This window comes from Klebsiella sp. JN_Kp126 (genome assembly GCF_033843325.1).
In the GTDB taxonomy this organism is placed as follows: domain Bacteria; phylum Pseudomonadota; class Gammaproteobacteria; order Enterobacterales; family Enterobacteriaceae; genus Klebsiella; species Klebsiella michiganensis.
The window spans coordinates 15,241-39,287 of sequence record NZ_JAWXQV010000100.1 but is presented as its reverse complement, the minus strand read 5'-3'; the positions used below and the strand labels follow the sequence as shown (position 1 = coordinate 39,287).

The window sequence follows — 24,047 nt, the reverse complement described above, 5'->3', positions numbered from 1 at the left end:
ATTTTGTGCACCAGTGTATTCATATTTGCGCATCTTATCATTTAATCAAACCTTCTCTACACTTTGTTCAACGAGTCGTAAGGGGCCGCTTAAAAGCCCGAAACTGAAATGTGGAGACATCATGAACCAACAATTTGACGGTAACGGTATCTTCCCCAAGGGGGAGAAAAACGAGGCCTATGCGCAGTATTTTCAGGGTACCAGCTACCTGAATATGCTCTCCACGGAAGGGGTCAATATCGGTAACGTGGTCTTCGAGCCCGGCTGCCGTAACCACTGGCATATCCATCATAAAGGCGGGCAAATTTTACTGGTGACCGGCGGTCGCGGCTGGTATCAGGAGTGGAATCAACCGCCGCGCGAGCTTACCGCTGGGGACGTCGTGAATATTCCCGCCGGCGTCAAGCACTGGCACGGCGCGGCCGCCGATAGCTGGTTTGCCCATATCGCCGTTGCCGTCCCTGCCGAAGGTGCGTCTAACGAATGGCTGGAGCCGGTCGCCGACGACGCCTATCGTCAGCTGCCTTAAGCATCGAAACAGCAGGGCTCGCCAGTTAATGCGCCCTACTCTCATTCGGCGGTATGCGAAAATGCATCTTCGACTAATTGCCCGAGCCCAGGGGAAAACCGCTCATCGCCAGCAGCGCGCTTTGCAGCGAGGCGCTAAACATCTCCCCGTGAGACAGCCCGGGATAGGGCCACCAGTTGACCGCCACGCCATTTTTCTTGAGCAGGGAAACCGTCTGCAGAACGTTGCTCCGGATCTCTTCTGCCCCTGTGGAAGAGGCCCGCTGGGTCGCAACCGCCCCCTCCATCAGGTACAGGGACTTCCGGTTAAACGCATCCGCCTTCGCCTCGGCCATTTTTGCTAACAGCGAGGCGTTGCCCCGTCCCAGAGAGGGACTGGCAGAAAAATAGATTTGGAAGCGGGATGACGCCAACCAGGCGTCAATGATAAATAATCCGCCATAGGAGTGCCCCCAGATAGCCCGCTGCTGAGGGTTGATCGCGATCCCGCGCTCAACTTTTTCCACGATGGTATTTTCTAATAGCTGACGAAATGCTTCGCTGCCGCCGCTCTTCCGTCGGTCCCATCCGGCGTCGGCAGGATTCTCCTCTACTTTCGGCCGGTAGTCATAGGCTCGGGCAGGCTGATCGAAGGGCAAATTCGTTTGATAGCCGATGGCCACAATAACGGGCGGCGTTTTTTGCGTAAACGTCTCAAGCAGCGAGTCGGACAACCGGTCCATCACCGCGTTGCCGTCCAGAGCGTACAGAATCGGATACCCCTGCGCGGGCGGCGCCGCGTTCGGTATCGCAGTCCAGACCTTATAATGCCGTTCGCCATCAAGGGAATCGAAATAAGCAACGTTGAAGTGATAATACGCGGAGCCGCGGTCGGCGATATTCGGCCCCAGCGGGCGCATATCCGGCCTGGCGTAAGCGTTAATGCCATAAAGCGTGGAGACCAGCGCGGCGATAAAAATCCGCCCTTTCGGCGGAGAAGCAAAACAAAACTTGCGAAGCGACATCGGTTGATTGTTTCCAGCACACCCTCGGTATTGATAATGATTGCTAATATCAATCTCAATTGCAAGCAACGAGGTTATCCCGGGAGCGGCGAGTTGCGCCTGCCCGGGGAACCCATCATCACATCACGGGTAGCCCGGCTCGCGCAGCGCTTAGCCGGGCTACCGGGAATGCCGCGTTCTGCTCAATATCAGGCCGTACGCCATCTCCGGGTCAGCGGCTTCTCGACTTCCACAATCAGGAACATCACAAAACCGATAATAAAGGTGATAACCCAGTAGCGGAACGGCAGCGCTTCGGTACCAAACAGCATCTGCATAAACGGCGCGTAGATAATCAGCAGCTGCAGCACCAGCAGCACCCCGCTGACAATCCAGATCCCCCGGTTCGCCAGCAGCCCTTTACTCAGCGAGAAGCCGTCCGCCACCCGGCAGTTGAGCATATAGAACCACTGGGCGGTAACCAGCGTCTGCAGCAGCACCGTGCGGATAAACTCAGGCGAATAGCCGCGCGGCTGTAGCCAGGCTTCAAGCACAAAGGCGCTGACGGCAATCATCGAACCGACAAAAATCACCCGCCAGATAGCAAAGCCGTCCATTACGTGCAGTTTGGGATCGCGCGGCGGACGCCGCATGATGTTCTTCTCGCCCGCTTCGAACGCCAGGCCGAACGACAGCGTGGCGGAGGTTGCCATGTTCATCCACAGGATCAGCACCGGCGTCAGCGGAATTAAATTCCCCGCCAGCAGCGCAATAATGATCAACAGCCCCTGCGCCAGGTTGGTCGGCATAATGAAGAGAATGGTTTTCTTCAGGTTGTCGTATACCCGACGCCCTTCCCTGACGGCGCTGGCGATGGTGGCGAAATTATCGTCGGTCAGCACCATATCCGCGGCCTCTTTGGTCACTTCGGTGCCCTTAATCCCCATCGCGATACCGACATCGGCCTGCTTCAGCGCCGGGGCGTCGTTCACGCCGTCGCCGGTCATCCCGACCACCTCTTTCCTGCTTTGCAGCGCCTGCACCAGGCGGAATTTATCTTCCGGGCTGGTACGCGCGAAAATATCGAATTTCTGCGCCGCTTCGCTGAGCTGAATATCGTCCATCACCTCCAGTTCTCTGCCGGTGATGGCGTTTTCCGCATTGCCGATCCCCAGCATCTTGCCGATGCTCATCGCGGTTTGCGGGTGGTCGCCGGTGATCATCTTCACGCGGATCCCGGCCTGCAGGCAGTCGCCGATCGCCGTAATCGCCTCCGGTCGCGGCGGATCCATCATCCCGGCAACCCCCAGCAGAATGACGCCCTGCTGCAAATCCTCATGGCTAAGCTCCGTTTGCCCGTCGGCTGCCGGTTTCCACGCCGCCGCCACCATCCGCAGCCCTTCCCGCGCGTACTCTTCGATTTTCGCTTCCCAGTAAGGCTGATCGAGCGGCGCCAGGCCATGGTCGGTTTGCTGATGCTGACACAGACGGAACAGGACATCGGGCGCGCCGGTAATCAAAATCATCTCTTCATCGCCGATGCGGTACAGCGTCGACATATATTTATACTGTGAATCAAAGGGGATTTTGCTGCGCAGCTCGGTGTTGACCGTCGGGAGCGGGACTTTCGCCGCCAGCACCTTCAGCGCCCCTTCGGTCGGGCCGCCGGTAATTTTCCACAGCCCGCTTTCGTCTTTGATAAGCTGACTGTCGTTACACAGATCGATGGTGCGCAGATAGCGTTCCAGCAGCGTGCCGGGGGCAACGGTTATCGGATCGGGCTCATCGATCGGATGAATATTCCCTACCGGTTCGTAGCTGTCGCCCTCCACCCGATAAACGTTATCGGCGGTAATAACGGCCTTCACCGTCATCTCGTTCATGGTCAGCGTTCCGGTTTTATCCGAGCAGATCACCGTCATCGCCCCAAGGGTTTCCACTGTGGGCAGCTTGCGGATAATCGCCTTCTGACGGGCCATGGTTTGCACGCCGAGCGAGAGGATTATCGAGATAATCGCCGGTAAACCCTCTGGCACCGACGCCACCGCGAGGCTAATCAACGACAGCATCAGCTCAGAAACCGGCATATCGCGGAACAGCAGGCTGAAGACAAACAGCGCGGCCATCATCACCAGGATGATGATAAAAATGGCTTTGCCGAGCTTATCCATTTGCACCAGCAGCGGCGTACGGTGTTTTTCGATATCCGACATCATCTGGTTAATATGGCCCAGCTCGGTATCGCCGCCGGTGGCGACCACCAGGCCTTTTCCGCCGCCCGAACTCACCGTGGTGCCGGAAAACAGCAGATTGGTACGATCGCCTAGCGGCAGTTCGCCGCTGAGCGCCTCGGTGCTTTTCTCCACCACCGTCGATTCGCCGGTCAGAATCGCCTCTTCCACCCGCAGGTTATGCGCTTCGATCACCCGCAGGTCGGCGGGAATGCGATCGCCTGCGCGGATGACGACGATATCGCCGGGGACCAGGGCGGTTGTCGGGATCGTTTCATGGTTGCCCTGACGAATAACCACCGCCTCGCTGGAGAGCATGTTGCGAATGCTCTGAAGCGATTTTTCCGCATTGCTCTCCTGGATATGGCCGATCAGGGCGTTAATCACCGCCACGCCGAGGATCACCAGGGTATCCACCCAGTGCCCCATGACCGCCGTCAGCAGCGCCGCCGCCAGCAGCACATAGATCAGCACATCGTTAAAATGCGCCAGAAAGCGCAGCCACGCCGGCTTTCCCGCCTTTTGCGGCAGCGCATTTTCGCCATACTGCTGCAAACGCGTCGCCGCCTCGGCGCCGCTGATGCCTTCCGGAGTGCTGTTGGTGCTGGTCAGGGTTTCTTCTACGGAGAGCTGATAGAACGGGCCGCCCGGTTTTTCTGTATTCATAGTTATCTCCTCACTCCTGTAACGGAAATCAGGACAGCCTCAGGCCGCCCTTAACGCACCACAAAAACCGGAACATGGGCATAGCGAACGATTCCTGCCGCCTCCGACCCCAGCAGATGCGTCTGAATATTCGGGTTGCGCGAACCGATGATCACCACATCCGCTTTCAGTTCATCGGCCAGTTTGGTCACCTCATCGCGAATGTTGCCGCTGCGAATGTGAATCTGAATATCCTTTTCCGTCAGCGCGAGTTTCTTGATCAGCTCTGCCAGCTTTTCCTTAGCAGTATTAATCAGATAGTCTTCCATTTTTCGTGCATCGGAAATAAAACCGCGCGTCAGCACCGGAGAAAAAGAGGGAATGACGTGTACCAGATGAATCTGTCCCGAAGAGCTTTGCGCAAGGAATTGGGCGTGGGACAAGGCCTTGTCCGCCAGACCGATTTCAAACACATCAACCGGCACGAGGATATTTTTATACATAGAGACAATCCTTTTATTACCTATAAAAAAAGGTGGTGAAAACAGCCCGGGCAATGGCGCTGAGGAAAAGATCTCAAGAACAAAATCTGCAAGACGTGTAGGTATAATTAAACGTAGCACACCACGATAAACATTATTAAGCTGCCAATTAATATATTGAAAAATATCACAGAGTCAGGCGCAGCCAGACAATTCGACTACAAACCCGGTAAAATCGTCGACATCGCCATAATTTTTGCTCTTTTTAACATTTCCGTTTTACTACGACTATCCTCATTATCAGTGGCTTGCTCGTTTTCTGGCGCCCCACAATAATTATTAAGATAAGAATTTACTTAGCCAGCTATTTAAGCTAAAGGAGGAACGATGTTCGGTTACAGTCTGTTTCGCCTGAGCCTGTTTATTGCCCTGGCAATAATCGCCTGTACGGCTACCGGGTTAATTACCTATTTCGTTGTCTCGGCCCTCGCTGAATAAAACCAGCGATTGTGAACAATATGTAAAACATGGCCTTTAACTCCGAGGGGAATACAGTGAACCGTTATTTTTCTCTCATTCCGCTTGTTATTTTAATAACAACGGCTTGCGATCGGAAAGCGCCTGAAATTACGCCGTTACCGCGGATGGTCAAAGTCGCCGAGGTGGTGGCTATCGGTGATGCGCAGCAGCGCGTATTTCCCGCCCGCATTGAGTCCGGGGACTCCACCGATTTGTCTTTCAAACGCGGCGGCCAGATTGAATCTCTTGATGTCCGTCAGGGAGCCAATATTACTCAGGGGCAGCCCCTTGCCAGGCTCAACGCCCGGGAAGCGCAGCAGCGCGTGAATGAACGGCAAACCGCTGCCACCCTCGCCCAGCGGCAGTTCGATCGCTTCCAGACGCTGGCCGGGCGTCAGGCGATTTCAAAGGCGGAAATGGATATCCAGCGGGCCAACCGCGACGCCGCTAACGCCGCGCTGAAAATCGCCCGCGAAGAGCTGTCGCAAATGACGTTGACCGCCCCGTTCAGCGGCGTTGCCGCTTACGTCCCGGTACGTAACCATCAGGTGGTTGCCGCCGGGCAGCCAATTGTGACTCTGACGCGAAACGATCTGCTCGACGTGGTGTTTAGCGTTCCGGAAAATCTCTTTACCGCGCTCGATATTCGCAACGCGCAGTATCGTCCTGTCGTCAAAATTAACGCCATGCCGGATCGCCAGTTTACCGCCGACTACAAAGAACACACCGGCAGCAGCGACAGCAGCACGCTCACCTGGCAAATCATACTGACTATGCCGAGGCCGGCCGACTTCCCCGCGGTGGGCGGCGTTAGCGGAACGGTGACAATCAACCTGGCGAACCTGCCCGCCAGCGCCGGACAAAACGCGGTGGTGGTGCCGGTTGAAGCGGTGTTTAACCCGGATAATCGCCCGCGCAATGAACCCCACGTCTGGGTGGTACAGGGAAGCGGCGACCAGCTCAAGCTGGAAGAGAGAAAAGTCGGCGTGGGCCCGGTGACCTCTCAGGGCGTGGTGATTACCGAAGGGCTCAGCGTCGGCGAGCGCGTAGTGGCGGCAGGCGTCAGCGAATTACATGCGCAACAGCCGGTTCGTATCTGGACGCGTGAACGAGGTTTGTAATGGATATTTCCCGCCAGTTTATTAACAACCCGGTCCGCGTCTGGCTGACCATTTTGCTGCTGGGCATCGGCGGGATCTTCGCTCTGCTGAATATTGGCCGCCTGGAAGATCCGGCGTTTACCATCAAAACCGCGGTGGTGGTCACCCACTATCCCGGCGCGTCGGCGCAGCAGGTGGAAGAAGAAGTCACCCTGCCGCTGGAAAACGCGCTGCAGCAGCTGCCGTATCTCGACAACGTCAGCTCAATTTCCTCCAACGGTCTGTCGCAAATTACCGTCAATATCGCCTCGCGCTACCACTCCCGCGAGCTGCCGCAAATCTGGGATGAACTGCGCCGCCGGGTGGGCGACGCCGCCCGCCAGTTCCCTCCCGGCGTCGCCGCTCCGTTTGTGAACGACGATTTTGGCGATGTCTTTGGCTTCTTCTTTGCCCTCTCCGGCGAGAGCTTTACCAACCCTGAGCTGGTTCGCTATGCCGAGCAGCTGCGTCGTGAACTGGTGCTGGTCCCCGGCGTCGGCAAAGTCGCCATCGGCGGGGCGATCCCCCAGCAGATCAACATCGATATCTCGCTGGCGAAAATGGCCGCCCGCGGAATCACGCTCAACCAGCTGGCGGCGATACTGAGCAGGTTGAACGTGGTGTCTAACGCCGGTGAGATTAAATCCGGCAGCGAATCGATTCGCCTGCATCCCACGGGCGAGTTTGCCAACCTCGACGAGCTTGGCGACCTGTTAATCAGCCCGCACGGCTCGGCAACGGCGACGCGGCTGCGCGATATTGCCACCCTCTCGCGCGGGCTGAGCGAATCGCCTTCCAGCATTTACCACGCCAACGGCCGACAGGCGGTCACTATGGGGGTGTCGTTTATACCCGGGGTTAACGTGATTGACGTTGGCCGCGCGCTGGAAAGCAAGCTGGTGCAGATGTCGGCGGAAAAACCGGCCGGGATCAACATTGACCTGTTCTACGATCAGGCGGCGGAAGTCGCCCATTCGGTCAACGGCTTTATCACCAACTTCCTGATGGCGCTGGCGATTGTGGTTGGCGTGCTGCTGATCTTTATGGGCGTACGCAGCGGCATTATTATCGCCCTGTCGCTGGCGCTCAACGTGCTCGGTACGCTGCTGATCATGTACCTGTGGGGTATCGAGCTGCAGCGTATCTCGCTGGGGGCGTTGATTATCGCCCTGAGCATGCTGGTCGATAACGCTATCGTCATCGTCGAAGGCGTGCTGATCGCCCGCCAGCAGGGGTCAACGCTGCTCATGGCGATTAACTACGTGATCCGCCGTTCGGCGCTGCCGCTGCTGGGGGCCACGGTGATTGCCATTCTCGCCTTTGCGCCGATTGGCCTGTCGCAGGACTCAACCGGGGAATACTGTAAATCGCTGTTCCAGGTGCTGCTGATTTCGCTCATGCTGAGCTGGTTCTCGGCGCTGACCATTACCCCGGTGCTGATTAAATGGTGGCTGTTTAAAAATCAATCGCAGCCGGTGGCGCAGGCCGACGCCAATCCGTACGGCGGGCGCTTTTACCGTCTGTACCAGCAGGCTCTGCGTGCTCTTCTGCTGCGCAAAACCATTACGCTGACCGTCATGGCGGCGCTGCTGGCCGCCGCTATCTGGGGATTCGGCTCGGTGCGGCAAAACTTTTTCCCCTCGTCAAATACGCCGATTTTCTTTGTCGATCTCTGGCTACCCTACGGTACCGATATCGCGACCACCGAAAAGATGACCAGCGATATTGAGACCACCATTAACGGCCAGCCCGGGGTAGTCACCACCGTGGCCACCGTCGGTCAGGGCAGCATGCGGTTTATCCTCACCTACAGCGGGCAACGGCAGTACAGCAACTATGCGCAGATCATGGTGCGCATGGACGACCAGCGCAGCATTGCCGCCCTGACGCAGCATGTGGATCGCTATATTGCGCGCAACTACCCGCAGGTGAACGCCAGCACGAAGCGCGTGATGTTCGGTCCCTCCGGCGACAGCGCCATCGAGGTGCGGATTAAAGGTCCGGACCCCGACCGTCTGCGCCTGCTCGCCAGCCAGGTTGGCGATATCCTCTCCGCAGACCCGGCCACCGACGGCGTTCGCAACGACTGGCAAAACCGTAGCAAAGTTATTCGTCCGCAGTACTCCCCCGCGCTTGGGCGCGAGTTAGGCGTTGATAAACAGGATATTGATAACGCCCTGGAGATGAACTTCTCCGGCAGCCGCGTTGGATTGTACCGTGAGGGAGCCGACCTGCTGCCGACGATCGTCCGCCCGCCCGCCGCCGAGCGCCAGGACGCGAATCACCTGAATAACGTGCTGGTCTGGAGCCAGAGCCGCCAGCAGTATATTCCGCTCAGTAACGTGGTCAGCGGCTTTCACCTTGAATGGGAAGATCCGCTGATTCTGCGCCGCGATCGCAGCCGGGTGCTGACGGTACAGACCGATCCCGACCCGCTCAGCCACCAGACGTCGGGGGATATCCTGTCCCGCGTGAAGCCGCAGATTGATGCGCTCGCTCTGCCGCACGGTTACAGCATTGAGTGGGGTGGCGATGCGGAGAACTCCAGCGAGGCGCAGCAGGGGCTGTTTACTACCCTGCCGCTGGGTTACCTGGTGATGTTTGTCATCACCGTCCTGATGTTCAGTTCGCTGAAAAATGCGATCGCCATCTGGCTGACCGTGCCGCTGGCGCTGATTGGCGTAACGCCGGGCTTTTTAATCACCGGGATCCCTTTTGGGTTTATGGCGTTAATCGGTCTGCTGAGCCTGAGCGGAATGCTGATTCGTAACGGCATCGTGCTGGTAGAAGAGATTGAACAGCAGAAACAGGAAAAAGCGCAGCAGGACGCGATTATTGATGCCGCCACTTCGCGTCTGCGCCCTATCCTGCTGACGGCGTTCACCACCGTGCTCGGCCTGGCGCCTTTATTACTCGACGTTTTCTTCCAGAGCATGGCGGTCGTTATCATGTTTGGTCTGGGTTTTGCTACTATTCTGACGCTGCTGGTTCTGCCGGTAATCTACGCCTGTTTCCACAATCAGAATATGAAGCGACAACCATGAACAGTACCGGATTAAATATTATTAAAACGCTGGGATGCATGACGGCGGTGACCTTCTTCACCATTTACAACACCTGGGATAGCTATGATTATGACTATCACTGGATCCTCGGGTTTTTGACGTTTATTTCCACTATCGCCACGCCGCTGTTTTTTGTAGTGGCGGGCTATCTGGATTCACAGTCTCGCCACGACTCACAATGGCAGTTGGGCAAAATCAAAAGCGTGGTGATCGTCTTTCTGTTCTGGATGACGGTGTACTATCTCTGGGAGCCCTACCAGCGCGGCTATCTTATCCAGCCGTGGTTTGTGTTTGCGTTTATCGTCATTTATACCTTTCACCCGGTTATCGAGTGGCTCAGCCAAAGACGCACAGCCTTCTTTGCCGCGGTGTTCACGCTGCTGCTGCTCTCGTATGGTTACGATCTTTTGTCCGCGCTGTACCCGGATGTTCATGCGCTGAGCCTGGCGCCGCAGTACCGCCTGTGGACCTGGCTGCTGTTTTATCTGACCGGTCAGCTGTTCAGCGACCCGCTGGTCGCCGACTGGCTCAGGCGAGAAAAAGTGGTCAAAGGCGCGATGATCGCCATTCCGTTTATTTACCTTTTTACCTGGTTTTACGAGCGGCATTTCTTTTTCGCCCTGTTTAAGGCCGACAGAAATGCGTTCATTCTGACCGGTTCACAAATCTATATTCTGGTGGTTGCGCTGGTTATTGCCGCCAACGGCGTGCGGTTTCGCAAAAACAGCGAGTTTAAAGAGACCCTTCTCGCCACCATTAGCAAAACGATGACCGGCGTCTATATTCTCCACTACTCCGTTTTTCACCTGCTCACCGCGTTTATCCCGATTAACTCGCTGGGGACAAAATTAATGCTGATTGTCCTTACGTTTATCACTTCGGTACTGATTTCGATGCTCGCGCTGTCCAATTCGGTGGTCAAAAAAGTGATTACGATTTGACGCTCGCCGGTTCAGGTCATGGCCGCCTGCGCATTTAAAAACCGTAGCGCAGCCAGGCAAACAGTACGTTGCCGTTATTATAGGTGCCGGGAATATAGGTGAACTGCACGCTCAGACGGCGGTAGCTGGCGGAGAAGAGCGGCAAAATAATCGGCAGAGGTACGTAGTTGGCAAAGTCATCGCGGGCGGTGATCCCGGCGGTGACGCCAAGACCCAGGCGAAAGTCACGACGGCTATCAAGATACCAGCCCTTCTCCCAACCGTAGCCGACAATCGGCTGCCACTCGTTGTGCGAATCTTTGAACATCATGGCGTAGAGCGAACTCCAGTTGCCCTCCGCGTTATATCTGGAAACGCCGAAACCTCCGCCCCACGGCATTTCATTATAGTTATCCGTTTTCTCTTTATCGTACATAAAGCGGTTGTGCCAGCTGAGAAACGGCAGATATAAATCGTAGTTTTGCGGCTCATTCCAGGTCTGCGAGACGTCGTTTTTCAACCAGCTCCACCAGCCGCTGATGCGCTGCTCGCCATAGACCTTCGTTTCAGCCTGTACCGACAAGGCGAAAATAAACGCTATTCCCCACGCTAGCCGCAGACAACGTCGCATCGTTTTATCCTTAAAGAAAGTCGCCCGGTGTTCATTCAGTTTGGGAACAAAAAACGGGCTTTGCAAATATCAACCAACAAATTTTCTGCACCGTCCCGGGCTAATTGCAAGTCCAGTTAAACGCCCGTTTCAGGACAGAGAGCGCCGCCGCGGTGATTTCATTTCCTTGCCGCTGGGATTATGATGGCGCTAATTATCCTTTCTGCCCGCAGTGATTGAGAAATAGATGGACTTCATCAGCATTATTATGTCGGCGGGGAAAACCTCCGTCGATGTGGCGCTTTATACGCTGTTGCCAATCATGGTCGTCATGCTCATCGTGATGAAATATCTGGAGGTCCGCGGGGTACTGGACGCCATCGTTCGCTGGCTCGCCCCGCTGCTTAAGCCGTTCGGCTTAACCGGGATGAGCGCTTTTGCCCTGATTCAGATGAATTTTGTCAGCTTCGCCGCCCCGCTGGCGACCCTCGCGATTATGGATAAACGCGGCGCTTCGGACCGGCATATGGCCGCCACGCTGGCGATGCTTTTCGCCATGGGTCAAGGCAACGTTTTCTACCCGTTAACGCCCTTCGGCCTGCACTGGCTGGCCTCAATCATCATTTCGATTGTCGGCGGGCTGTGCGCCGCCGCGGTCACCTGGCATATCGCCGGCCGCAGGCTATCGATGGTTGAAAACGTGCGGGCCGACGCGCTGCCTGAGGCGGAGCAAAATAGCCAGGGGATTATCGCCGTTATCAACAGCGCCGGTGCCGACGCCATCCGCCTGGCCCTCGGCGCGGTGCCCATGCTGATCCTGTCGCTGGCCATCGTCGGATTTATGCAGGCGGCAGGCCTGATTGAGATGCTTCAGCGCCTGCTGCTGCCGCTGCTGCTGTGGCTGAATATTCCGGTTAACTTCGTGCTGCCGGCGCTGGTCAAATGCGTTGCCGGCGGTACGGCCTATTTCGGCGTGGTCTCCGAGCTCGTCCAGCAGGGTAAAGCGACCGTAAGCCAGATCAACGCCTCGGCGGGCCTGCTAGTGCAAACGTTCGATCTTCCCGGCATCGGCATCTTTCTGGGCGTCAGCTCGCGCTTCGTACGCCTGTTCCGCTTCGCCGCGATTGGCGCTATCGCCGGGATCGCCATCCGCACCGTGATGCACCTCACGCTATTCTGAGGCCGCCTCCTGCGAACGGAGACAGGCAGCGATATCCGCCTGCTCGCTACAGGCGATATGATGGTTAATGCGCGCCATCATCCACGGGAAAAACGGGTTGGACGTGACGCGCATCAGCGTATCCAGCCCGACGCTCAGGGTTGAGGTTTCCCCACGCAACGAGATCGTGCCGATGCTGATCCCGTAGCGATTTTTCTCCGCCGGTTCGCGGCCATAGAGCGAGTCGGTCAGCGGGAACGGCACCGCCACGTGCGATAGTGAATACATATCCTGCGGCCAGGCGATATTCAGCGGCGTCACGGTTTCGCTTCGCGTCCCGGCAAGCGTGGTGCGGGCCACCGTCTCGTAGGTGTCGGGCGCGGCGTTGGTAATCACCGTGGTGCCGTAGGGCCGAGGCGCCGGCGGCAATAACGTATTGACCGCCGAATAGAGCGAGGGACGAAATAGCGCGCGCAAATTCGCCGCCTGGTTAATGTCGAAAATCACCAGTTCGCTACCGTTATCCGGCAGATAACGATAGAGCGAATCCACCACCGCCCGGGTGCTCACCGTTGAATCCATCACCGACTGAAAAGTTAACACCGGCGCCAGTTCAGAAAGCCGCTGACGCTGCGCTTCCTGCACGATTTGCTGCTGCAGCGCCTGCGACAACAGCCATGACTGCCTTGCCGCCTTCACCGGGAACGAATTGTATTTATAGGGATTAAACTCCGGGACGACGTTCAGCCACGCCGCGCGAGCGAAAGCCGGAAATACTGAAGGCAAACCGGCCAGCCCGGCAAAACGCGCAAACGCGGTAACGCCAATCATCGGCGACAGCAGAATGACCTGCTGCGGCCGGCGCAGCGATTTATCCTCAAGGCTATCGAGGGCGTACTTCAGCGCCAGCGCCCCGCCGTTGGAGTAGCCAACCACGTGCAGAGGTGCGTCATCCCCCGCCAACCGCGTCGCTTCGCGCACCGCAAGCCGGGTTGTCGCTATCCACTCTTCGCGGTCCACCGCGGTGAGCGCGCCGGGGGCGGTACCGTGTCCAGGCAGCCGCGGCGCGACGGCAACAAATCCCAGCTGCTGATAGCGCTGCGCCAGATAATGTACGCTATAGGGAGAATCCGTCAGGCCGTGCAGCAGCACCGCCGCGCCGCGCGGTTTGCCCTGCGGCAGCAGAATAAAGGAGCGGTTCCAGTCGGGATGAAACTTATCCGGATAGACCAGACTTTGCGAGTAAAAGCGGTTAATGGCCGTTTTTTCATCGTCGCTCAGCGTGTCGGTAATGCTGCTTTTCATATCGCGGAAAATCGCCGCTTCCCGCGTCTGGTATTCGGCAAAAGTGGCGCGGTCAATCTCGCTGGCGCTCATTTCATTCGCCGTCCAGGTATGCCAGCGGTGCAGCGCCGGACCGCGCTGCGATTCGTAAATACGGCCAATAAAAAAGACGATCACGACCACCAGCAGCCCAATGATGGCTTTTTTCGCCACCGAGACTATTCTCAATCCCGACTTATTCAGCAGCCGGGTAAAACGCATCATTGCCATATTTCTGTCCGAATTATCTCTTTAGCTGCCAGGGTGGGCTATTATGCAGAAGGAATCCGATCCTGCGATTCACTTATTAAACATAGACTAAACCAACCGCCTGTTCTTATTGTCAGATGAGGAGCAAACATGAATTATCGCCGGAGTGTAACAGGTCAGGAATAAACAAATGGAATGGTGGATTAAGAAACTACGCGAGGCCTCGACGTCTACACATACCCACGCGGTTCTGCAAAGCGGCCAGCTAACCATCATTGCGGAACTCACTTCCTGCGGCCGGCGTCTACAGGAGGGCGATAAGCTGACGCCGTTGGCTAACGCCCTGTACTGCATTAACGACAATAAGTCGATCACCCTAAAAGTGCTCAACGCCACGCATTTCAGCGCTGAACGCTGGGGCGCCATCGCGAATATCACCGCGCATTAATCGACATCCCCCAGCATCAACTGGTTCTAATCTCAGTACTTTCTCAACTAAGCGGGTTAAATTGTCCTGCGCCTTTTTCAGTCTGTGACATACTAAGCAAAACGTCAGCAGAGCAGAAACAAGGAGTACGTCATGAATCAGAAAGCCGCCAGGCTGACCCCAGAACAGGCGCTTACGCAGCTCGAAGCGCTCTATGAAAAATCGGTCAATGCGCTGCGTAAAGCCCTCGGCGATTATATTCACCATAATATCCTCCCCGAGAATAGCGCCCGTGCGGAAGGACTGTTCGTTTACCCGCAGCTGTCGGTATCGTGGGACGGCGCGGAACATAAAGCGTTAAAAACCCGGGCCTGGGGTCGCTTCACCCATAGCGGTTGCTATACCACCACCATCACCAACCCTAAACTGTTTCGCGCCTATCTGCTGGAGCAGCTCACCATGCTGTATCAGGATTACGATGCCGCGATTACCGTCGGGCTGTCGCAGCATGAGATCCCCTATCCGTACGTTATTGATGGCTCCGAACTCACGCTCGATCGCTCAATGAGCGCCGGCCTGACGCGTTTTTTCCCCACCACCGAGCTGTCGCAAATTGGCGATGAAACCGCCGATGGCCTGTTTCATTCGACGGAATACTATCCACTTTCCCACTTCGACGCCCGCCGCGTCGATTTCTCGCTGGCGCGCCTGCGCCACTATACCGGCACGCCGGTTGACCATTTCCAGCCGTATATGCTGTTTACCAACTACACCCGCTACGTCGATGAGTTCGTGCGCTGGGGCTGTAGCCAAATTCTCGATCCCGAGAGCCCCTATATCGCCCTCTCCTGCGCGGGCGGGATCTGGATAACGGCGGACACGGAGGCACCGGAGGAAGCGATTTCCGATCTGGCGTGGAAAAAGCACCAGATGCCCGCCTGGCATCTGATAACCAAAGACGGACAGGGGATCACGCTGATTAATATTGGCGTCGGCCCGGCAAATGCCAAAAATATCTGCGACCATCTGGCGGTGCTGCGTCCGGACGTCTGGCTGATGATTGGCCACTGCGGCGGCCTGCGTGAAAGCCAGAATATCGGCGACTACGTGCTGGCCCATGCCTATCTGCGCGACGACCACGTGCTGGATGCGGTGCTGCCGCCGGATATCCCTATTCCGAGCATCGCCGAAGTTCAGCGCGCGCTCTACGACGCCACGAAGCAGGTCAGCGGCATGCCGGGCGAAGAGGTAAAGCAGCGGCTGCGTACCGGAACGGTGGTCACTACCGACGATCGCAACTGGGAGCTGCGCTACTCGGCCTCAGCGCTGCGCTTTAACCTCAGCCGCGCGGTGGCTATCGATATGGAAAGCGCAACCATTGCCGCCCAGGGCTATCGCTTCCGCGTTCCTTACGGCACCCTGCTGTGCGTCTCCGATAAACCGCTGCACGGCGAGATTAAGCTGCCGGGACAGGCTAACCGATTCTATGAAGGGGCCATTTCCGAACATTTGCAGATTGGTATTCGGGCGATTGACCTGCTGCGCGCCGAAGGCGACCACATGCATTCGCGCAAGCTGAGAACCTTCAACGAACCGCCGTTCCGCTAAGCGCTGATATCATACGAGCAGAATACACTCAGTCCGGATCGCGTAAAATATTTACGCGGCCACCAGCCGGACTGAGCGTTATAAAATAAAGCGTTTATTTTTGTTAGGGGTAAAAATTTCTCAGAACACATCCATATGGTATATCCGCGCAATATTATTATTGCTATGCCAATTAAAAAATAAACATTTTATTAACATATAGGCATCATTTGCCCCGTGGTCATAAAACGCTCAACCGGGGTCTGATTAACACTTGAATTGAGTCTCGTAACCTATTAAATTAATTAGATAAATTCACATGTCACAAAAAAGCGGTACAAAATAGCCAGCGCCAGGGAGAGATTAAAATAATCAAAGAGTTACCTATGGGCGCTACTCTACTCTGGAATCATCCTTTAATAGCGACAGGTTGTTTGCAACAAATACCTTGTTACTAAATTACCAGAGATAAAATTGCGCATGTCGACAGTAAGCAACCATGGATATGCTTATCTATCGCGACCGGCAATGTACTATTTTCGTAAAAGTATGGACGACAGCTTTATGAAATTAACCGTAGGGAATATCCGCCTGTTTATTTTATTAGCAACTCTTTTTTTCTGGACTGCCGCGATCGGGCTAATTTCCCTTATTGTATCCTGGTTTTAAGACCCTGACGGTGCGCAGGGAATGTTCTTGTGCCCCGGCGTTGCCACCATCGTGGCTATGGAATAGAAAGCAAAAAGCCCGCTTAAGTTTCCTTAAGCGGGCTTCTTAAATATGGCTCCTCTGACTGGACTCGAACCAGTGACATACGGATTAACAGTCCGCCGTTCTACCGACTGAACTACAGAGGAATCGTTTGAACGAGGCGCATATTATCGATGGCGCCCCACCTTGTCAAAGGCTGTTTTCACATTTCAAACCGTTTGCCGAATAATTCTCCACTTTGGGCGAAAAGTCCCGTTTCGCCCACCACATGTTACGTTTCTTCAACCTGCGCGCGGGTCTCGTCGGCCTGCGCTTTCGTTCGCGGGTACTTCCACAGCCAGCGCCCGCTGACCATCCGGCAGTAAAACAAAACGCCGCGCACCGCCCAGTCAAGCACCATACCCAGCCAGACGCCGATCACCCCCATGCCCAGCACAATCCCCAGCGTGTAGCCCGCCACCACGCGACAGCCCCACATGCCGAGCATTGAGACCCACATGGTGTAACGCACGTCGCGCGCTCCTTTAAAGGCGCACGGCAGCGTCCAGGCCATCGCCCAGATCGGCATAAAGAAGGCGTTCAGCCACAGCAGCTCTTTCACCACCACTTTGACGTCCTCTTCGCTGGTATAGAACGAGGCGATCAGGCCGGCAAGCGGCGCGGTTCCCCAGGCGATCGCCGTCAAAATGATGGTCGACAGCCAGAAGACGTGCCACGCCTGACGCTCCGCCTGAGCGATCTGCCCTTTTCCGAGGCGTCGGCCGGTGATAATAGTCGATGCTGAACCGAGCGCGTTCCCCGGCAGGTTGATCAGCGCGGCCACGGAGAAAGCGATAAAGTTACCGGCAATCACGTTGGTCCCCATCCCGGCAACAAACATCTGCGTCAGCAGCTTACCGCCGTTGAACAAAACCGATTCAATGCTGGCGGGGATCCCGATGCCCATCACTTCCCAGATAATGGCGAAGTTAAACGGCTTAAAATAGCTCTTCAGCGAAATGCGCAGCGCCGGGTTAAAACCGATCATTAGCACCCAAATGGTGGCCACCGCGCCAATGTAGCGGGCAATCGTTAATCCCAGCCCCGCCCCGACAAACCCCATGCCGGGCCACGAGAAAATGCCGTAAATCAGGATGCTGCTGATAATAATATTGAGGATATTCATCCCGCCGTTGATCAGCAGCGGAATTTTGGTGGTCCCGGCGCCGCGCAGCGCGCCGCTGCCGATCAGGGCAATTGCCGCCGCCGGATAGCTCAGCACCGTCAGCTCCAGATAGGTCAGCGCCAGACCTTTTACCTCTTCTGTCGCATCCCCGGCGACAAAATTAATGATTTCCGCGCCGAAGGCATGGATGACCGCCGCGAGAATAATCGAGAACAGGGTCATTATCGCCAGCGACTGGCGCGCTGCCGCCCTTGCCCGCCGCCGGTCCCGCTTACCCAGGCTAAAAGCCACCACCACGGTCGTACCGAGGTCGATGGCGGCAAAAAAGGACATGATCACCATATTGAAGCTGTCGGCCAGGCCTACGCCCGCCATGGCCTCTTTACCGAGCCAACTGACCAAAAAAGTACTCAACACGCCCATCAGCAATACGCAGGCGTTTTCCAGCAAAATGGGGACCGCAAGCGGGCTGATTTCACGCCAGTAGAGGACGCGATAGCTCTTGCGTTTTTTAAACCAGGACGTGCGTTCGACGGACTGGCGTAATGCGGCGGTGACGTTCAAGGGAGACCTTAGTGAGAAAAGTTGAAACTACATTTCAAATGATGATAGAGAAAAGCTAATCCTGCAAAGCATTTTTCCCGATAAATTGTCGATAATGGCGACAATTTGTTGATGGATGCGCCAGTTGAGCCTCGGACGGCGAATAGATGTTTGACAAAAGTTTTTTCGCCGCTAAGATACGACTCCACAACGATTCCTCTGTAGTTCAGTCGGTAGAACGGCGGACTGTTAATCCGTATGTCACTGGTTCGAGTCCAGTCAGAGGAGCCATATTTGAAAAGCCTGCTTTTGAAGCAGGCTTTTTGCTTTTCTGCGTCCTGCGTTAACTTAAAATTGCATCCAGCCTGGCAAGCACTTCATTTACCACAGCGTCTGGTATGCGTTCCAGCCGCTTGCCGTTCCGGGCAGCCATATTTATGGTTCTGGGCTGGTCGCAGCGAATAACGCCCGTTGTTTTTGTCCCTGCCCCTTCCAGTGAAACGGTGAAACCAGCCGTGCGAGCAAAGTACCGCTAAAGCGCTTCCTGCTGCATGTCGGCGCCGATCTCAGCGCGCTTGTCGACTTTCAGTGCGCGGATCGCTTGATATGGCCACCGCGCTGCATCCGAAAACCCTTCTGGCGCTGGATTTTGCCGGTAAGTCGTTGGCTGTGGAGTATGGTTTTCCGCTACGATTGCGGGTGCCGGCCAAACTGAGGTTCAAAAACGCCAGGCATATCGCCGCCATTTTCGTCAGCGATACCAACCCCGGCGGCTACCGGGAGGATCGGGGCTACAACGGGTTTAGCGGTATTTTGCACCCGTGCAGCCCCGGAACCGGACAGCGTTAATGGCGCGGGATGGCGACCGGACGATAAAGCCGCAGAAGCGTCAGGCGTACAGACAATACAAAAGAGCGTGATAAAATCAGTTTTTCATCCCGTCTATTTTCACCCGCCGTTTCACATGCTATTGCTGCAGGATATTTTTATTCATCGACATCACCCATGTTATAAATGTTCTCAGGGGGACCGGGATATGTTTGCGGCTCGGATAGTAAATATTAAAATGATCGGCAGGATAATGATAATCAGACAGTAAGCGGACAAGCCCGCCTTCTTTAATTTTATCCTGAACCAGATTCTCATATACAAAGGCAATACCTAATCCGGATTCCGCAGCCTGTATCATCGCCGCATCGGAATCCATCACCAGATCGCCCTTCACAGCCACTTCCGTTATAACGCCCGTAGCGCTAATAAACTCCCAGCGGTACAGATCCCCACCTGGAAAGCAACGATTAATGCATCTGAAATTAACGAGATCTTTTGGTGAAGAGGGTGCGCCGCATTTTTTTATAAAATCCGCACTCGCCACTGGAATAAGAGATAGCGGCTCTCCAAAGGGTATGGCAATCATATCTTTAGGCACATCTTGCGTATAGCGTATACCCGCATCAAATCCTGAATCTATAATATTGACTTTTCTGTCCGTGGTGAATAACTCAAGTTTAATATCCGGATACTCATTTTTGAACGGTGCGAAGTAACGTTGAAAGAAGAGATCCAGCACAATGCGTGGCAAGTTTAGCCTCACCACCCCTTCCGGCTTTGCTCTGTGCTCATTAAGGTTATCAATCACCCGCCTGTAGTCATTGAGCACAGGAGTAACGTCATTCAGAAATTCCTGGCCGATAGCGGTCAGGGAAAGACTGCGCGTAGAACGATTTAAAAGCCTCGCGCCCAGTTTCTCTTCCAGATTATTTATGGCAATAGTTAACGTTGGTGGAGAAATATTCAACTCTTTTGCTGCCTGACGAAAACTTCCATGCTTCACAATAAGAACAAGCATTTCTACATGTTGCAATTCGGGAATATTTTTCATTGTTAACATCCGTAAAATACTGCATTAGAAAGAGATTAATTGTTGTGAATGGAAAAGGGAAGTATATATTTCAGCACATTGTACGAGTGAGGAAAATAAAATGGAAACACGTTATCTGGGAAAGAACAAATTTCAGGTGTCGGCATTAGGTCTGGGTTGTATGGGAATGAGTTTTGCCTATGGCGGAGCCGAAGAGCCGCAGGCAATTAACACCATTCACGCTGCGGTTGATTTGGGCGTCACCTTTCTTGATACCGCAGAAGTTTATGGCCCATTTGAGAATGAAGTGCTGATCGGAAAAGCAATCAAAGGCGTTCGCGACAAGGTACAGATTGCGACCAAATTTGGTTTCCGCATTCTTCCTGGCGGTCGGGGGCTTGAGCGTATGGCCGGCGTTGACAGTCGTCCTGAACATATCCGCGAGGCGGTAGAAGGTTCCCTAAAACGTCTCAACGTCGAGACTATTGATCTCCTTTATCAGCACCGCGTTGATCCCACCGTCCCCGTTGAAGACGTAGTGGGAACAATGGCAGATCTGGTCAAGGAAGGGAAAATTCTCCATATCGGACTTTCCGAGGTCTCTGCCAATACTTTACGCCGGGCCTGTGAAGTTCATCCGATCGCCGCCGTTCAGACCGAATATTCTCTGTGGACCCGCGAGCCGGAAGAAAACATTCTTAAAACTTGCCGCGAATTAGGGGTAGGATTTGTGCCCTATAGCCCGCTGGGTCGTGGATTTTTAACCGGCAAAATCACCGATCGGTCCGGCTTCGCCGAGGATGATTTTCGGCGCAATCTTCCTCGCTTCCAGCACGATGCCATGCGGAAAAACCAGCAGCTACTCAGCCAGCTGCGGGATGTGGCCGATAAATATCGCTCTACCCTGGCCCAGCTCGCTCTCGCGTGGGTGATGAGTAAAGGCGATGATATCGTCCCCATTCCCGGCGCGCGCCAAATCGCGCATTTGCAGGATAATGCCGGCGCAGCCAGCCTGGCTATTTCCAATGTTGATATTAAACTCATCGATCGTATCTTTACCCCTGACAATATTCACGGATTAAGGTATACCCAGGGTGATTTTCATTTAATCGATAAGTAACATCCTGCTATAAATTCTCCCGCCTTTCCGGCGGGAGCTAAGGTTTACCGCCTCGCGCACATTTCTCCTCCACCGCGCCAGTTTGCTGGCGCCACGCGGTAACCTCCTCATCAAGCCAGGCCTTAAATAGAATGGCTTCGTTTTTCTGCTCTGCGCCCTGCGATGAAACCAGCCAGTAAGGCCACGGATAAGGGGCGGTGAAAGTCGTAAGCTGTACCAGCTCACCTCTGGAGAGCGCATCCTGGACTAAAGAGCGGCGTTCCAGCGCGATACCTTTACCGAGCCGGACGGCCTCCAGCACCAGGTTTGAGTCGTTGATGCACAGGCCGCCTGGCACAATCTCTCTTTCAAGCCCCGCGTTGATACACCATGCTTTCCACGACTCCATGGAAAAGATAATGTTGCTCTTCGCTATCTCTGACGGCGTACGGGGGAGCACGCCGCCGTTATAGGTTGGCGCGGCCACAACGATAAGCTGATCGGAGAAAAGGTAATGGCTCTCCGTTCCTTCCCAGTCGCCTTTTCCCATGCGTATAGCCAAATCCGCCCCTTCCTGCTGCATGCTGGTTATCGCCAGGCTCGCCTGTATTCGCAGCGAGATATGGGGGTATTTCTCCCGAAACCGTTCCAGGCGAGGCAACAACCAGTGGCAGCCGAACGAGGGCACCATCGCCAGGGTCAGCTCCTGCCTACGGGGGTTGACCTGCACCAGCCGGGTGGCATCAGCAATATGGTGCAAAGCCTCGCGGACCTGTAAGGCATAGAGCCGCCCTTCTTCATTAATCTGCACGCCGCGGCCGTGACGGATAAACAGCTTGAGGCCGACCATCTCCTCCAGCACTTTAATCTGCTGGCTGATGGCTGAATGCGTAACGTGTAGCTCTTTCGCCGCCAGCGTCACGCTGCCAAGACGCGCCACGGCTTCAAAACTACGTAAACTCGCAATAGGGGGAAAATCCGCCATGTTACCGCTCCCACAACCTGACGCGTAAAACGTGACCCACAATCTGTCAGTAATACTAACCCAACCCGTAAGATACTGAAGATATTCGCCATGACGAATTTACTGTACTGTTTCTTCACCGCCGGCAATGAAGCATTAACCCCAGCCTATTTCACCAGCACAGGAAAACAGGAATCATGATGAAGCTTATTGGCATGATGGATTCGCCTTATGTAAGGCGCGTGGCGATTTCCCTTGAACTCTACGGCGTCGAGTTTGCAAGTCACCCGCTGTCCGTATTCAGCAGCTTTGAAGCCTTTTCCAGGATAAACCCTGCGGTCAAAGCGCCGACGCTGGTGCTGGATAACGGAATTCGCCTGATGGATTCGTCGCTGATACTCTCTTATTTTGAAGCCCAGGCCGCCCCGGGGCGCAAGCTGCTGCCGGTCGCGCCGGACGCGCTGGCAAGCGATCTGCAAACGCTGGGCTTTATTCTCGCCGCGGGTGAAAAGGCGGTACAAAATGTCTATGAACACAATCTGCGCCCGGCGGAAAAGCAGCATAATCCGTGGATAGCGCGCATCACGACTCAGCTGCTGGCAGCCTGCACGGAGTGGAACAGGCTACTGGAGGAGCGTCCGGCGGCCGCGGTTCCCGATCAGGTGGCCGTAACAAGTACGGTTATCTGGACCTTTATTCAGTCAACGATCCCTCACGTGGTTCATGCGGGAGACTTTAATCATATCCGGTCCGTTGCCGAATTATTTGAAACCCATAGCGCCTTTAAAAAACATCCCTTTAGCTAAAGCATCAGCTCAATGCGATGAAGCTAAACCCTGAACGTGAATCGCCACGGCAACCGAGAGCGCCCGGCAACCGCGGGCGCGTTATCCTGATGGAAGAAATCGCCTGGCGTGAGGGAAAGGGTTAAAAACCGCTACCGGCGTGCAGTGCTGCACGACCAATCTCCACCGGCATCCCTGAACGGCGTTCAAGCGCCTGCTCCGCGTGATTCACATCCACCCCCTCGCCCTTCACAAAGGCCTGAATCGCCGGCGTGATGGGGAGCGGCACCTTCCGGTCCGATTCATACTCCGCGCGGTTACGCGACAACGGTTCGTGAACCTCAACCCAGCGGCTGCCGTCCGGCTCGGAGGTATACTTCACCGGCTGGTCGATGATTTGCACGCGCGTCCCGACCGGAACGGTATCAAACAGGTATTTGATGTCGTCGTTACGCAGGCGGATGCAGCCCTGGCTCACGCGCAGGCCAATGCCGAAATTGGCGTTGGTGCCGTGGATCGCGTAGAGCCTGCCGATGTAAATCGCGTACAGGCCCATGGGATTATCCGGCCCTGCGGGCACAAACGCGGGCAGGCTTTCGCCACGGCTGGCGTATTCACGACGGGTATTGGCGGTGGGCGTCCAGGTCGGCGCCTCCTGCTTACGCTCCACGGCGGTGACCCAGTTACGCGGAGTTTCGCGTCCTGCCTGGCCAATGCCAATCGGCAGAACGTCAACCGTTGTGCCATCGGGCGGATAGTAGTAGAGACGCATTTCAGCCACGTTGATCACGATCCCGTTGCGGACCGTGGCGGGCAGGATAAGCTGCTGCGGGACCACCAGCGTGGAGCCCGACTTCGGCAGGTACACGTCGACGCCGGGGTTGGCCTCAAGCATATTGCTCAGGCCCTGACCGTACTGAGCGGCGAAGGCCTCCAGCGGCTGGGTATTGTGTTGCGGAATGGTGATGGTCAGCGGGCTGCCCACCAGGCGGCTTCCTTCCGGCGGTAACGGGTAGCTCACCGCCAGAGCGCTCTGGCTGGTGAGGATCATAATAAGAGAACAAAGCAGTTTCACACGCCGCACAATTTCC

At 55.5% G+C, this 24,047-nt stretch carries 19 protein-coding genes, 2 tRNA genes and 2 pseudogenes; 11 read left to right on the top strand and 12 right to left on the bottom strand.

The window, feature by feature from the left end; genetic code table 11:
- Positions 1-121 precede the first annotated feature (121 nt).
- A complete protein-coding gene (locus tag SIK97_RS28440; protein WP_025106080.1) occupies positions 122-529 on the top strand; it encodes a cupin domain-containing protein in 408 nt (135 codons plus the stop codon).
- A gap of 73 nt (positions 530-602) precedes the next feature.
- Here the strand turns inward: SIK97_RS28440 and SIK97_RS28435 are convergent, their stop codons facing one another.
- The 3 genes from SIK97_RS28435 to SIK97_RS28425 all read right to left on the bottom strand — a co-directional run bounded on the left by SIK97_RS28435 (position 603) and on the right by SIK97_RS28425 (position 4,890).
- The gene (locus SIK97_RS28435) at positions 603-1,532 is read right to left on the bottom strand and encodes an alpha/beta hydrolase (RefSeq protein ID WP_057174019.1); all 930 of its coding nucleotides are present in this window, start codon (positions 1,530-1,532) and stop codon (positions 603-605) included.
- A 188-nt stretch (positions 1,533-1,720) separates the two neighbouring features.
- Positions 1,721-4,408: a cation-transporting P-type ATPase gene (locus SIK97_RS28430; protein WP_046878079.1), complete on the bottom strand. Its 2,688-nt coding sequence runs from the start codon at positions 4,406-4,408 to the stop codon at positions 1,721-1,723.
- A gap of 50 nt (positions 4,409-4,458) precedes the next feature.
- Positions 4,459-4,890: a universal stress protein gene (locus SIK97_RS28425; protein WP_047723422.1), complete on the bottom strand. Its 432-nt coding sequence runs from the start codon at positions 4,888-4,890 to the stop codon at positions 4,459-4,461.
- Positions 4,891-5,423: 533 nt separating this feature from the next.
- On the opposite strand from SIK97_RS28425, the gene SIK97_RS28420 reads away from it, so the two are divergent.
- From SIK97_RS28420 to SIK97_RS28410, 3 genes are read left to right on the top strand one after another with little or no spacing between them, the layout of a single operon-like run.
- On the top strand, positions 5,424-6,509 hold the full coding sequence (locus SIK97_RS28420; RefSeq protein WP_057174018.1) for an efflux RND transporter periplasmic adaptor subunit: 1,086 nt from the start codon (positions 5,424-5,426) through the stop codon (positions 6,507-6,509).
- Complete coding sequence (locus tag SIK97_RS28415) at positions 6,509-9,571, top strand: efflux RND transporter permease subunit (RefSeq protein WP_057174017.1); 3,063 nt, start codon at positions 6,509-6,511, stop codon at positions 9,569-9,571. The genes SIK97_RS28420 and SIK97_RS28415 overlap by 1 nt, the downstream gene beginning before the upstream one ends.
- A 38-nt stretch (positions 9,572-9,609) precedes the next feature.
- Entirely contained in the window at positions 9,610-10,533 is a 924-nt protein-coding gene (locus SIK97_RS28410; protein WP_160741211.1) for an acyltransferase, read from the top strand.
- Between the two features lie 34 nt (positions 10,534-10,567).
- Here SIK97_RS28410 and pagP read toward each other — a convergent pair whose 3' ends face one another.
- Positions 10,568-11,143 carry a lipid IV(A) palmitoyltransferase PagP gene (gene pagP, locus SIK97_RS28405; RefSeq protein WP_025106074.1) on the bottom strand — a complete coding sequence of 192 codons (576 nt, stop codon included), beginning with the start codon at positions 11,141-11,143 and terminating at the stop codon, positions 10,568-10,570.
- A gap of 226 nt (positions 11,144-11,369) precedes the next feature.
- Between pagP and SIK97_RS28400 the strand changes: the two genes are divergently transcribed.
- Positions 11,370-12,302, top strand: a complete 933-nt coding sequence (locus SIK97_RS28400; protein WP_014229906.1) for a nucleoside recognition domain-containing protein — start codon at positions 11,370-11,372, stop codon at positions 12,300-12,302.
- Here the strand turns inward: SIK97_RS28400 and SIK97_RS28395 are convergent.
- Complete coding sequence (locus tag SIK97_RS28395; protein ID WP_057174016.1) at positions 12,294-13,835, bottom strand: alpha/beta hydrolase; 1,542 nt, start codon at positions 13,833-13,835, stop codon at positions 12,294-12,296. The two genes, SIK97_RS28400 and SIK97_RS28395, sit on opposite strands and share 9 nt — an antisense overlap.
- Before the next feature lie 169 nt (positions 13,836-14,004).
- On the opposite strand from SIK97_RS28395, the gene SIK97_RS28390 reads away from it, so the two are divergent.
- Together SIK97_RS28390 and SIK97_RS28385 are read left to right on the top strand one after the other, a co-directional pair.
- Positions 14,005-14,262, top strand: a complete 258-nt coding sequence (locus SIK97_RS28390) for a histidine kinase (protein WP_014229908.1) — start codon at positions 14,005-14,007, stop codon at positions 14,260-14,262.
- A 132-nt stretch (positions 14,263-14,394) separates the two neighbouring features.
- Entirely contained in the window at positions 14,395-15,849 is a 1,455-nt protein-coding gene (locus SIK97_RS28385; RefSeq protein WP_014229909.1) for an AMP nucleosidase, read from the top strand.
- 760 nt (positions 15,850-16,609) lie between these two features.
- On the opposite strand, the gene SIK97_RS28380 is transcribed toward SIK97_RS28385, so the two are convergent.
- The 3 genes from SIK97_RS28380 to SIK97_RS29755 all read right to left on the bottom strand — a co-directional run bounded on the left by SIK97_RS28380 (position 16,610) and on the right by SIK97_RS29755 (position 18,456).
- Positions 16,610-16,685: transfer RNA gene (locus SIK97_RS28380), tRNA-Asn, on the bottom strand.
- Between the two features lie 125 nt (positions 16,686-16,810).
- Positions 16,811-18,268 carry an EmmdR/YeeO family multidrug/toxin efflux MATE transporter gene (locus SIK97_RS28375; protein WP_025106072.1) on the bottom strand — a complete coding sequence of 486 codons (1,458 nt, stop codon included), beginning with the start codon at positions 18,266-18,268 and terminating at the stop codon, positions 16,811-16,813.
- A gap of 8 nt (positions 18,269-18,276) precedes the next feature.
- A complete protein-coding gene (locus SIK97_RS29755) occupies positions 18,277-18,456 on the bottom strand; it encodes a DUF5951 family protein (protein ID WP_219538927.1) in 180 nt (59 codons plus the stop codon).
- Positions 18,457-18,462: 6 nt separating this feature from the next.
- On the opposite strand from SIK97_RS29755, the gene SIK97_RS28370 reads away from it, so the two are divergent.
- Positions 18,463-18,538: transfer RNA gene (locus SIK97_RS28370), tRNA-Asn, on the top strand.
- A 52-nt stretch (positions 18,539-18,590) separates the two neighbouring features.
- On the opposite strand, the pseudogene SIK97_RS28365 reads toward SIK97_RS28370, so the two are convergent.
- Positions 18,591-18,770: pseudogene (locus tag SIK97_RS28365) on the bottom strand (type II toxin-antitoxin system PemK/MazF family toxin); the annotation flags it as partial.
- 3 nt (positions 18,771-18,773) lie between these two features.
- Here SIK97_RS28365 and SIK97_RS28360 point away from each other — a divergent pair.
- Positions 18,774-19,096 (top strand): annotated as a pseudogene (locus SIK97_RS28360) (molybdopterin-dependent oxidoreductase); the annotation flags it as partial.
- A 118-nt stretch (positions 19,097-19,214) separates the two neighbouring features.
- Here the strand turns inward: SIK97_RS28360 and SIK97_RS28355 are convergent.
- Entirely contained in the window at positions 19,215-20,129 is a 915-nt protein-coding gene (locus SIK97_RS28355) for a LysR family transcriptional regulator (RefSeq protein WP_057174015.1), read from the bottom strand.
- Between the two features lie 100 nt (positions 20,130-20,229).
- On the opposite strand from SIK97_RS28355, the gene SIK97_RS28350 reads away from it, so the two are divergent.
- Complete coding sequence (locus SIK97_RS28350; RefSeq protein WP_057174014.1) at positions 20,230-21,228, top strand: aldo/keto reductase; 999 nt, start codon at positions 20,230-20,232, stop codon at positions 21,226-21,228.
- Between the two features lie 37 nt (positions 21,229-21,265).
- Here the strand turns inward: SIK97_RS28350 and SIK97_RS28345 are convergent, their stop codons facing one another.
- Entirely contained in the window at positions 21,266-22,192 is a 927-nt protein-coding gene (locus tag SIK97_RS28345; protein ID WP_047723407.1) for a LysR substrate-binding domain-containing protein, read from the bottom strand.
- A 179-nt stretch (positions 22,193-22,371) separates the two neighbouring features.
- Here SIK97_RS28345 and SIK97_RS28340 point away from each other — a divergent pair, with 179 nt between their 5' ends.
- Positions 22,372-22,977, top strand: coding sequence for a glutathione S-transferase family protein (locus SIK97_RS28340; RefSeq protein WP_047723405.1), 606 nt, complete (start codon positions 22,372-22,374; stop codon positions 22,975-22,977).
- Positions 22,978-23,098: 121 nt separating this feature from the next.
- Here SIK97_RS28340 and ldtA read toward each other — a convergent pair whose 3' ends face one another.
- Positions 23,099-24,040 carry a L,D-transpeptidase gene (ldtA, locus tag SIK97_RS28335; protein ID WP_047723403.1) on the bottom strand — a complete coding sequence of 314 codons (942 nt, stop codon included), beginning with the start codon at positions 24,038-24,040 and terminating at the stop codon, positions 23,099-23,101.
- Between the last annotated feature and the right edge of the window lie 7 nt (positions 24,041-24,047).